The organism is Methylobacterium sp. WL103 (assembly GCF_008039885.1).
Taxonomy (GTDB): Bacteria; Pseudomonadota; Alphaproteobacteria; order Rhizobiales; family Beijerinckiaceae; genus Methylobacterium; species Methylobacterium cerastii.
On record NZ_VRUX01000114.1, the window covers coordinates 1 to 10058 of the forward strand.

Annotated in this window: 10 protein-coding genes and 1 pseudogene; 3 read left to right on the forward strand and 8 right to left on the reverse strand. The window is 69.7% G+C overall.

The window, feature by feature from the left end; genetic code table 11:
- The 3 genes and pseudogenes from FV222_RS31095 to moeB all read left to right on the forward strand — a co-directional run.
- A pseudogene (locus FV222_RS31095) lies at positions 1–141 on the forward strand (glycosyl transferase); the annotation flags it as partial.
- Positions 142–408: 267 nt separating this feature from the next.
- Positions 409–930 carry a translation initiation factor IF-3 gene (infC, locus tag FV222_RS09705; protein WP_238270738.1) on the forward strand — a complete coding sequence of 174 codons (522 nt, stop codon included), beginning with the start codon at positions 409–411 and terminating at the stop codon, positions 928–930.
- A 148-nt stretch (positions 931–1078) separates the two neighbouring features.
- Complete coding sequence (gene moeB / locus FV222_RS09710; RefSeq protein ID WP_147814046.1) at positions 1079–1867, forward strand: molybdopterin-synthase adenylyltransferase MoeB; 789 nt, start codon at positions 1079–1081, stop codon at positions 1865–1867.
- On the opposite strand, the gene FV222_RS09715 is transcribed toward moeB, so the two are convergent.
- The 8 genes from FV222_RS09715 to FV222_RS09750 form a co-directional block, all read right to left on the reverse strand.
- Positions 1836–2729: a DUF1186 domain-containing protein gene (locus FV222_RS09715; RefSeq protein WP_147761436.1), complete on the reverse strand. Its 894-nt coding sequence runs from the start codon at positions 2727–2729 to the stop codon at positions 1836–1838. The genes moeB and FV222_RS09715 overlap by 32 nt on opposite strands.
- Positions 2730–2757: 28 nt before the next feature.
- Positions 2758–5175, reverse strand: coding sequence for a phenylalanine--tRNA ligase subunit beta (gene pheT / locus FV222_RS09720; RefSeq protein WP_147814048.1), 2418 nt, complete (start codon positions 5173–5175; stop codon positions 2758–2760).
- Positions 5176–5195: 20 nt separating this feature from the next.
- Positions 5196–5582, reverse strand: a complete 387-nt coding sequence (locus FV222_RS09725) for a hypothetical protein (protein WP_147814050.1) — start codon at positions 5580–5582, stop codon at positions 5196–5198.
- A 98-nt stretch (positions 5583–5680) separates the two neighbouring features.
- On the reverse strand, positions 5681–5980 hold the full coding sequence (locus FV222_RS09730; protein ID WP_147761433.1) for a hypothetical protein: 300 nt from the start codon (positions 5978–5980) through the stop codon (positions 5681–5683).
- 18 nt (positions 5981–5998) lie between these two features.
- Entirely contained in the window at positions 5999–7081 is a 1083-nt protein-coding gene (pheS, locus tag FV222_RS09735) for a phenylalanine--tRNA ligase subunit alpha (protein ID WP_147761432.1), read from the reverse strand.
- A gap of 136 nt (positions 7082–7217) precedes the next feature.
- Entirely contained in the window at positions 7218–7598 is a 381-nt protein-coding gene (rplT, locus tag FV222_RS09740; protein WP_147751300.1) for a 50S ribosomal protein L20, read from the reverse strand.
- Between the two features lie 48 nt (positions 7599–7646).
- On the reverse strand, positions 7647–7850 hold the full coding sequence (gene rpmI / locus FV222_RS09745; RefSeq protein ID WP_018044555.1) for a 50S ribosomal protein L35: 204 nt from the start codon (positions 7848–7850) through the stop codon (positions 7647–7649).
- A 218-nt stretch (positions 7851–8068) separates the two neighbouring features.
- Positions 8069–10058: TonB-dependent siderophore receptor (locus FV222_RS09750; RefSeq protein WP_246685396.1), on the reverse strand; the 1990-nt coding region annotated here is incomplete at its 5' end.

Below are 10058 nucleotides of genomic sequence, written 5' to 3' on the forward strand. Positions count from 1 at the left end.
CTCTCGCTCGGCGCCAGCGCCCGCGACGCGCTGGCGCGGCGCGAACGCGCGCATGTCGAGGCCAACTTCTCCCTCGCGCGCATGGTCGACGACACGCTGGCGATCTACGCCGGGTTGCTCGGCCGAGCGGGGCCGGCGTGACCGCGCGCCGACGGGAAGTTCTGCTGGGGGGCTTGTCTTTTCGCCCCGGACCTTCACATCACACAAAAGGCTTTCGCGTCGCGGAAGTCGGCATCGTGTCGAGTCGATCCCCGACATGTGTTGACTTGCCGCACGGTTCGGCCAAGGTAAGCTGTCCGGGATAGGCCGGAGCGATCGGTGGTCAGGGTAGCCCGGAACGGGATGCCAGCGGCCGCCGTTTCGTCGTTGCATCAGGAGAACACCGCCATTCGTAGACCCATGAGAGCCATGCCGGCCCCGCAGAAGGACGGGCCTCGCGCCAACCGGGACATCCGCGGCGTGCGCGACGTGCAGCTCATCGACGACACCGGCCTGAACCGGGGCGTCGTCGCCTTCTTCGACGCCTTGGCGCTAGCCGAAGAGGCCGGCCTCGACCTCGTCGAGATCGCGCCGAACTCCGTCCCTCCCGTCTGCAAGCTGCTCGATTACGGCCGCTTCCGCTTCAACGAACAGAAGAAGCAGAACGAGGCCCGCAAGCGGCAGAAGACGGTCGAGGTCAAGGAGATCAAGCTCCGTCCCGGCATCGACAAGCACGACTACGACACCAAGATGAAGTCGGTGCAGCGCTTCTTCGAGGAGGGCGACAAGGTCAAGGTGACCCTGCGCTTCCGCGGTCGTGAGATGGCGCACCAGGACATCGGCCTGCGCCTGCTCGAGCGGGTGAAGACCGAGACCGCCGAGATCGCCAAGGTGGAAAGCGAGCCGATGCTCGAAGGCCGCCAGATGATCATGATCCTGGCGCCGCGCTGATCCGTTCGCGCGCGTCACGAGATTCCGAAGCGCCGTCTCGCTCAGCGAGGCGGCGCTTTTCTTGTGCGAACCTACCCTGCGTTTCCGGGGCCGTGCATTCCGTGGATCCAGGCTTTCGCCGATCCGGCCCCCGGCCTATCTGCACGGGATGGCCCTGAACCCCGACGAGATCGAACGCTACGCCCGCCACCTGGTGCTGCCGGAGATCGGCGGCCCGGGGCAGGGCCGGCTGAAGGCGGCGCGGGTGCTGGTGGTCGGCGCCGGCGGGCTCGGCGCGCCGCTGATCCAATATCTCGCCGCCGCCGGCATCGGCACGATCGGCATCGTCGACGACGACACGGTGTCGCTCTCCAACCTGCAGCGCCAGATCATCCACGGCACGCCGGACGTCGGGCGGCCGAAGGTCGAGAGCGCGGCTGACGCCGTCGCCCGCCTCAACCCGCACGTCGCGGTGGTCGCGCATCCGATTCGGATCGACGCCGCGTCGGCCGAGGCGCTGGCCGCCGACTACGACGTGGTCGCCGACGGCTCGGACAACTTCGCCACGCGGTACGCGGTCTCGGATGCCTGCTACCGAGCGCGCCGGCCCCTCGTCACCGCCGCGCTCGGCCGTTTCGACGGCACGCTCACCACGATCCGCGCCCACGAGACCGGGCCGGACGGCCGCCCGAACCCGACCTATCGCTGCCTCTTTCCGAACCCGCCGCCGCCCGGAACCGTCCCGCCCTGCGCCGAGGCCGGGGTGCTCGGGGCGCTCGCCGGCGTGATGGGCTCGTTGATGGCGATGGAGGTGATCCGCGCCGTGACGGATTTCGGCGAACCGCTGGTCGGCCGCCTGCTGATGGTCGACGCCCGCGCGATGCGGTTCGAGACCCTGGGCTACGCCTTTGACGAGGCGAACCCGCTCAGCGGTTCGGGATCTTCCCGAGAAGGCTGACGATCTCGCTCATGTCCCGCTGGTCCGCCTTGCCGAGGCAGCACTTCTTGAACTTCTTGCCGCTGCCGCACGGGCACGGATCGTTGCGCCCGACATCCTTGAACGGGTTGACCGCCGGCATGCCGTAGCCCTCGCGGGTCCAGGCGAGCTGAGTGATCGGGTCGTCCAAGTAGCCATGGTTCCACGGGTCGAGGCGCTCGCGGTCGTCCGGCTTGCGCTCGGCCTCGCGCAGGGTCTCCTTGAACCACGCGGCGTCGCTGAATTCGTCGGTGATGCGCTTGTCGCGCCGCGCCGCCTCGGCCCGCGGGGCGAGCTCGCGCAAGCCGAGGAAGGCGATCGCCTCCTCCCAGCCGATCCAGCCCATGCCGTCCTCGACGGCCGCCTTCGCGTCGTCGAAGCGGACCAGCAGGTCGCGCATGGCGCCGCGGTCGATCCGGCCCTCGATCGTGAGGTAGACGCAGGCGCCGAGCAGGGCCTGGCGCACGGCGTCGTCGACGGTGCTGTCGAGGACGAGCGCGAAGAGCGGGTCGGTCCGGCCGTCGAACAGGCTCGCCACCATCCGCGCGAGCGTCGTGGTGACGGCGTCGCCCAGGATCGCGTCGACGGTCTCCTCGTCCTGCTTGAGGAAGCGCAGGAGCGGTTCGAGCAGCCGCGCGTCGCGGGCGTGGGCCAGCACGTGCACACCCCAGAACAGCAGGTTCTCCTGCTCGGGCGTCAGCTCCGCGCCGGCGCCCGCCTCGGAGAGCAGGCGCAGGGTCTCGCCGGCGACGAGGTCCGGCTCTGCGAGCGCGCGCCGCAGCAGCGGCTCGGGCAGGGTCTCGGCCAGGGACAGCGCCTGACACAGGGATTCGGCGTCGGTCATGATCGGGGTCGCCTCGGTTGGGGTGGGATCAGCCGCGCAAGGTCGCGCCGGTCTTGCGGCCGACCTCGGCGACGATCCGGGCGCTCGCGGCCTCGATCTCCGCGTCGGTCAGCGTCCGCTCCACCGGCTGCAACCGCACCGCGATCGCCACCGACTTCGAGCCTTCGGGCACGCCGGCGCCTTCATACACGTCGAACACCTCGACGCCGGCGACGAGCTTGCGCTCCGCGCCCGCCGCCGCCTTGACGATCTCGCCGGCGGCGACGTCGCGGCCGACCACGAAGGCGAAGTCGCGCGACACCGGCTGGAAGTCCGAGAGCATCGCGGCGCCCTTGGTCTTGGTCGGCTTCTGCTTCGGCGCCGGGATCGCGTCGAGCACGATCTCGAAGGCCACCAGCGTGCCCTTCAGGTCGAGCGCCTTCATCACCCGGGGGTGCACCTCGCCGAAGTGGCCGACCTGGTTCTTCGGGCCGAACTGGAGCGTGCCCGAGCGGCCGGGATGCAGCCAGTCGGCGCCGGCGGCCACGACCTGGAGGCCGCCGGTCGGCACGCCCAACGCCGCGAGCATCGCCAGCGCGTCGGCCTTGGCCTGGAAGGCGTCCACGGTCGGCGCTGTGCCGTCCCAGTGCCGACCGCCGCCGGCGAGGTTCGCCGACCCCCGCCGCACGGCCGCGGCGCGGATGGTCTGACCCTCCGGCGCGTCGTCGGCGAAGCACTGCCCGACCTCGAACAGGGCCGCGTCGGGATAGCCGCGGTCGGCGTTGCGTTGCGCGGCGCGGAGCAGGCCCGGCACCAGGCTCGGGCGCATGTCGGAGAGCTCCGACGCGATCGGGTTGGCCAGGACGAGGTCGGCGCCGCCGCCGCCGAACAGCACCGCGTCGTCGTGCGGGATGAACGACCACGTCACCGCTTCCATCAGGCCGCGGCTTGCCAGCGCGCGCTTGGCGCGGCGGGTGCGCTTCTGGATCAGGGTCAGCGTCGGGCGCGTGATCCCCGCCAGCGGCGGCAGCGGCTTCGGCTCGATCCGGTCGAGGCCCGCGATGCGGATGATCTCCTCGACGAGGTCGGCGTTGCCCTCCACGTCCGGCCGCCAGGACGGCGGCACCACCTTCACCCGGTCGCCGGTGCCGGAGACCCGGAAGCCGAGGGCTTCGAGCGTCACCGTCATCTCGGCGCGGGACAGGTCGAGCCCGGCGAGGCGACGCACCTCGGACCAGGGGAAGTCGATGGCGTGGTCGCTCTCGGGCATCGCACCCGCGACCGTCGCCTCGGTCGGCGTGCCGCCGCAGAGGTCGAGGACGAGCTGCGTCGCCCGGTCGAGCCCCGTCAGCGTCGAGGCCGGGTCGACGCCGCGTTCGAAGCGGTAGCGGGCGTCGGTGATGACGCCGAGGCGCCGGCCGGTCTGCGCGATGTTGGCCGGATTCCACAGGGCCGATTCGATCAGCACGTCCGTGGTCGCGGCGTCGCAGCCCGAGGCCGCCCCGCCGACGATGCCGGCGACCGACTCGACGCCGTCGTCGTCGGCGATGACGACCATATCGCCGCCGAGCGCGTGGTCGCGCCCGTCGAGGCCCTTCAGGGTCTCGCCGGCGCGGGCGAGCCGGACGACGACGTCGCCCGCGACCTTCGCGGCGTCGAACACGTGCAGCGGCCGGCCGCGGTCGAAGGTCATGTAGTTGGTGATGTCCACGAGCGCGTTGATCGGGCGCAGCCCGATCGCCCGCAGCCGCGCCTGCATCCAGTCCGGCGATGCACCGTTGGTCACGCCGCGCACGAAGCGCAGCGCGAAGTGCGGGGCGAGGCCGCTCGCCGCCGGCACGTCGAGCGACACCGCGACGGGGCAGGGGCCTTCGCCCAGGATCTGCGGCTCGGCCGAAGATTTCAGGGCGCCGATTCCGGTGGCGGCGAGGTCGCGCGCGATCCCGAGCACCGAGGCGCAATCCGGGCGATTGGGGGTCAGGTTGATCTCGATGACCGGGTCGTCGAGCCCGGCCCAGAGGGCGTAGGGCGTGCCGACCGGCGCGTCCTGGGCCAAGTCGAGGATGCCGTCGTGGTCGTCGCCCAAGCCGAGTTCGGCCCCCGAGCATAGCATGCCGCGGCTCTCGACGCCGCGGATGTTGCCGACGGACAGGGTGATGTCCTTGCCCGGCACGTAGGTGCCGGGCGGCGCGAACACGCTCAGCATGCCCGCCCGCGCGTTCGGCGCGCCGCAGACCACCTGGAGCGGCTTTCCGTCCCCGGCGTCGACGCTGCAGACCCGGAGCCGGTCGGCGTTGGGATGCGGCTCGGCGCTGAGCACCTTGGCGATCACGTAGGGCTTGAGCGCGGCGGCCTTGTCCTCGACGCCCTCGACCTCGAGCCCGATCCGGGTGAGCGTCTCGGCGATCACGTCGAGGGACGCCTCGGTGTCGAGGTGGTCCTTGAGCCAGGAGAGGGTGAATTTCATGGGATTCGAGACGCTTCGGTTCAGGCGGCGCGCTGTCGCGCGATCGGAAGGATGGCGAGTTGCAGACGCTTGGGCGCTTCGAGGCCGCTCGACAGAGAAACGGCTTCCTGCGCATCCGCAACGAGCGTCAACGTCTGGGTTCGGCTGAAAAGGGGTGAGGGAGGAGCGTAATCGGCGGCATGACGCTGCTCCTGCAGGCTGCCGAACAGGAAGGCGACGCGTTCGATCCGCTCGTCGATCTGTCGGGCTTCCCGGCTTCGCAGCTTCTTGAGAACGGGTCCATGATCGAGCGAGCGATAGATCGGCGCCAGGATCGACGCCTTGCTCCATCCGACGAGGGCGTCGGAAAAGGTCGCGCACGGGGCGTGGAACACGGCGTCATACGCGCCGCTCACGGCACGCCGCATGCAGGCCTGCCGGAACGTCGGCTGCCCGGGACTCGCGGCGAGCAGTTCGGCCGTCGCGATCAGGTCGGCGACGAGGGGCCCTGGTATCCGGCGAGGCTTCATTCCGCGGCCTGGACGTCGTCCGAATACGGGGGCGGATCGTCAGGGAACGCGTAGATCAGATACGGGAAACGGTGTTCGCCGGCGGCTTCCAGAGCGTGCCCGAGTGCGACCATGGCTTCGCCGGTCACGCCGCCGCCCGTGACGCCTGCGCCGGGCTTGAAGCGCACCGTGATGAAGAGCGCATCCTCGCCTGCGGAGTTGGGACGTGCCTCGACGTGCGCTGCATCGAAACCCGCACCGTGCAACGACGCGCCGAGGACGCGCTGTGCGATCGTCTGGACCTCGAACTCGGTCATCGAAACCTCCCGAGACGTTTACCCCGTCAGCCCGCCGATCAAGCTCGGCACGTCGAGCGGGCGGAAGCCGTAATGCTCGATCCAGCGGATGTCGGCCTCGAAGAACGGCCGCAGGTCCGGCATGCCGTACTTGAGCATGGCGATGCGGTCGATGCCGACGCCGAAGGCGAAGCCCTGGAACTCGTTCGGATCGAGCCCGCAATTGGTCAGCACGTTCGGGTGCACCATGCCGCAACCGAGGATCTCGAGCCAGTCCGTGCCCTCGCCGAAACGGATCTCGCCGCCCTTGCGCGAGCACTGGATGTCGACCTCGGCCGAGGGCTCGGTGAAAGGGAAGAACGAGGGCCGGAAGCGCATCTTCACGGCGTCGACCTCGAAGAACGCCTTGCAGAACTCTTCCAGGACCCATTTCAGGTTGGCGATGTTGGCCGCCTTGTCGATCACCAGCCCCTCGACCTGATGGAACATCGGCGTGTGGGTCTGGTCGGAATCGTGCCGGTAGGTCCGGCCCGGGATGATCACCCGGATCGGCGGCTTTTGCGCCCGCATGGTGCGGATCTGGACCGGCGAGGTGTGCGTGCGCAGCACCTTGCGCTTCCCTTCCGCGTCGGGCGCGAGGAAGAAGGTGTCGTGCATCTCGCGCGCTGGGTGGCCCGGCGGGAAGTTCAGCGCGGTGAAGTTCAGCTCGTCGGTCTCGATGTCCGGGCCTTCGGCGACCGAGAACCCCATGTCGGCGAAGATCGCGGTGATCTCGTCGATGACCTGGCTGATCGGGTGGATGCGCCCGCGCGCTTCCGGCGCCTCGCGCAGGGGCAGCGTCACGTCGATGCGCTCGGCCGCGAGCCGGGTTTCGAGGGCCGCCTCGGCCAGCGCCTCGCGGCGCTGCGCGATCGCGCCCTGCACCCGGTCGCGCAGGCCGTTGATCAGGGGGCCGCGCGCCTTGCGCTCCTCGGGGCTCATGGCGCCCAGCGTCTTCAAGAGCTCGGAAACACTGCCCTTCTTGCCGAGCGCCGCGACGCGCACGGCCTCGAGCGACGCCTCGTCGGCTGCGGACGCGACCTGGGCAAGCAGGTCGCCTTCGAGGGTGTCGAGATCGGTCATCGCGGTCCCATCGCGTGCGGGTCGCCGCCCGGCGCAGCGGCGCGGGCTGGCGGACAAGGGGTCTGCGAACATGACGAAGGCGCGGCGCCCCCGAGGGAGCCCCGCGCCTTTCGCCGGTTCGTCGCTCGGATGGGGCTCAGGCCGCCTTGGCGGGCTGCGCGGCCGGCAGCGCGGCCTTGGCCTTCTCGACCACGACGGCGAAGCTCGCCGGCTCGTGGATCGCGAGGTCGGACAGCGCCTTGCGGTCGACGACGATGCCGGACTTCGCCAGGCCGTCGATGAAGCGCGAATAGGTCAGGCCGTGCTCGCGGACGGCGGCGTTCAGGCGCTGGATCCAGAGGGCGCGGAACGTACGCTTCTTGTTCTTACGATCGCGGTAGGCATACTGCATGCCCTTCTCGACCGCCTGCTTGGCGATGCGGATCGTATTCTTGCGCCGGCCGTAATAGCCACGGGCGGCCTTGAGGACTTTCTTGTGCTTGGCGTGACTGGTCACGCCGCGTTTGACGCGGGCCATGTTGTATCTCCTGGATCGAAAAAAGCAGTCTCGGCGGTCGTGAAGCGCTTACCGGCTGTTGGGCAGGAAGTACTTCTTCACGTTGGCGGCATCGCCCTCGAATAGGGTGGTGGTGCCGCGCAGGTTGCGGATCTGCTTCGTCGTCCGCTTGATCATCCCGTGGCGCTTACCGGCCTGGGCGTACATGACCTTGCCGGTCCCGGTGATCTTGAAGCGCTTCTTGGCGCCCGATTTGGTCTTCAGCTTGGGCATTTGGCTCTCCGCTGCGCGAAACCCCTGCCGTCCGACGATGGCCGGAGGGGTGCGCTCGATGGATGCTTCTGGTGGAGCAGCATGAACCGCCACGGCAGCCCTAACCGGCCGGGCGGTTCCACGCGGGGCGGCTTATGGCAGAAACCGCGCTCCGCTTCAATGCCTTCGCGGATGCCCGATCGATCCCGACGTTCCCGCCGGAGCGTCCGGAGGCCGGGTCACAGCTTGGCGGTAATGGTGGCGAGCACGGAGAGCGGCGCGCCGGGTGCGTTGTTGAACTGGTTGAACGGCTGCTCGATGTAGCGCCGGTCGGTGAGGTTGCGCGCGTTCAGCGAGAAGCGGCCGTGCTCGTCGAAATCGTAGAACAACGCCGCGTCCAGGTGCGCATAGCCGCCGACGGAGTAGCTGTTGTTCAGGTCGCCCGTGCGCCGCCCGACATAGGTGATGCCGCCGCCGACGGTCCAGCCGCGCAGGAAGCCGTCCTGGAACTGGTAGGTCGACCACAGGCTGGTGCTGAAGCTCGGCACGCCGACGAGGCGGTTGCCCACCGTGAAGGTCGTGTCCTTGGTGATCCGCGCGTCGAGCTGCCCGATGCTGCCGATGACCTTCCAGCCGGGCAGGATCTGGCCGGCCAGGTCCGCTTCGACGCCCTGCGAGCGCTGCTCGCCGGTGATCACCGAGAAGCCGGTGTTGGCCGGGTCGGTGGCGGCGACGTTCTGGCGGGTGATGCGGAAGGCGGCCGCGCTCAGGGTCAGGTCCGGCGTGAGGTCGAGGCGGCTTCCGACCTCGATCTGGTCGCCGGTCTCGGGGGCCGGGTTCGAGACGTTGAGGACGTTGGCGGTCTGCGGTTTGAACGAGGTCGTGTAGCTCGCATACAGCGTCAGCGGATCGAACGGCCGGTAGACGAGGCCGACGCGCGGCGAGGTTCCCGACAGCTCCTGGTCCGGCGGCACCGCGCGCGAGGTCGGCGTCCGATTGAAGTAGAACTGCGTTCCGGTGTCGTAGCGGACGCCGAGCAGCAGCTGCAGGCCGTAGCCGAGGTCGACCTGGTCCTGCACGTAGAGGCCGTAGAGGTCGTTGTTCTGCCGGAGGTCGCCCTGCAAGGTCGTGCCGACGACGGCCGAGCCGAAGGTCGGGTTGAGGAAGCCGACCGACGGGTAGCCGGTGCTCTGCGTCGTGTAGGAATGGCGATAGCCGTTGGTATACTCGAACCCGACGAGCACGGTGTTGCGCAGGCCGAACAGGTCGAACTTCGCGACCATCTCGGTCTGGCTGTCGATCGAGGCGTAGGCCGAGCGCACGGCGGTCTCCCGGCGTGCCACGATGCTGTTGTTGTTTGTCAGGCCGGTCGCGCGGGTCGCGATCAGGTCGAAGGCGCCGCCCTGGGCGCTGAAGACCTCGCGCAGGGTGACGTTCTCGTTCACGTCGTGCTCGATGCGGAGCAGACCGAAATTCGCCGTGCCGTTGTAGCGGCTGAAGGGCTCGCCGTAGTACCGGCCGATGTCGTCGAGGGGCACGCGCCCGTTCCGGGCGATCAGGCCCTCGTCGTATTGGGTGTCGGTGCGGGTGAACTCGCCGAGGAACGACACGCGGGTGTCGGGCGACGGGTTCCAGGTGAAGGCCGGCGCCACGAAGGTGCGGGAATTGTCCCGACCGCCGTAGTTGCGGAAGGTCGGGTCGGACTGCCCGGCGAAGCTGATGCGGGCCGCCAGGCCCTCGACGCTCGGGATCGGGCTCGACACCGAGCCCTGCACGCGGCGGAAGCCGAAGCTGCCGCCCTGGATGCTGAGGTCGCCCGAGGGCACCAGGGTCGGCTGGCGGGTGACGACGTTGATCAGGCCCCCCGGCTCGCCGCGGCCGTAGAGCACGGAGGCCGGCCCCTTCAGAACCTCGATGCGCTCCACGTCGGCGAGGTCGCGCTGGACGGTGTAGAAGTTGCTCGCCTGGTTCAGCAGGACGCCGTCGATCGCGTAGGTCTGGGTGGCGAAGCCGCGGATGATGAAGGTCTCGCTGCGGCCCTGCAGGGTGCCGCCCGGCTGCACGTTGCTGACGTTCTGCAACGCGTCGGCGAGGCGGACGTCCTGCTGGTCCACCAGCACGTCGCGCGGCACCACCTGGATCGATTGCGGCGTGTCCCGCAACGCCGTGTCGGTGCGGGTGGCGGTGGCCGAGCGTGCGGCGCGATAGCCGGCGACCGGGCCGCCGGCC

Excerpts from the sequence above, each read along its gene's own strand:
- moeB (WP_147814046.1), top strand. The coding sequence starts at position 1,079 with ATGGCCCTGAACCCCGACGAGATCGAACGCTACGCCCGCCACCTGGTG.
- FV222_RS09715 (WP_147761436.1), bottom strand. The coding sequence starts at position 2,729 with ATGACCGACGCCGAATCCCTGTGTCAGGCGCTGTCCCTGGCCGAGACC.
- rplT (WP_147751300.1), bottom strand. The coding sequence starts at position 7,598 with ATGGCCCGCGTCAAACGCGGCGTGACCAGTCACGCCAAGCACAAGAAA.
- pheT (WP_147814048.1), bottom strand. The coding sequence starts at position 5,175 with ATGAAATTCACCCTCTCCTGGCTCAAGGACCACCTCGACACCGAGGCG.
- FV222_RS09730 (WP_147761433.1), bottom strand. The coding sequence starts at position 5,980 with ATGACCGAGTTCGAGGTCCAGACGATCGCACAGCGCGTCCTCGGCGCG.
- FV222_RS09725 (WP_147814050.1), bottom strand. The coding sequence starts at position 5,582 with ATGCGGCGTGCCGTGAGCGGCGCGTATGACGCCGTGTTCCACGCCCCG.
- infC (WP_238270738.1), top strand. The coding sequence starts at position 409 with ATGCCGGCCCCGCAGAAGGACGGGCCTCGCGCCAACCGGGACATCCGC.
- pheS (WP_147761432.1), bottom strand. The coding sequence starts at position 7,081 with ATGACCGATCTCGACACCCTCGAAGGCGACCTGCTTGCCCAGGTCGCG.
- rpmI (WP_018044555.1), bottom strand. The coding sequence starts at position 7,850 with ATGCCCAAGCTGAAGACCAAATCGGGCGCCAAGAAGCGCTTCAAGATC.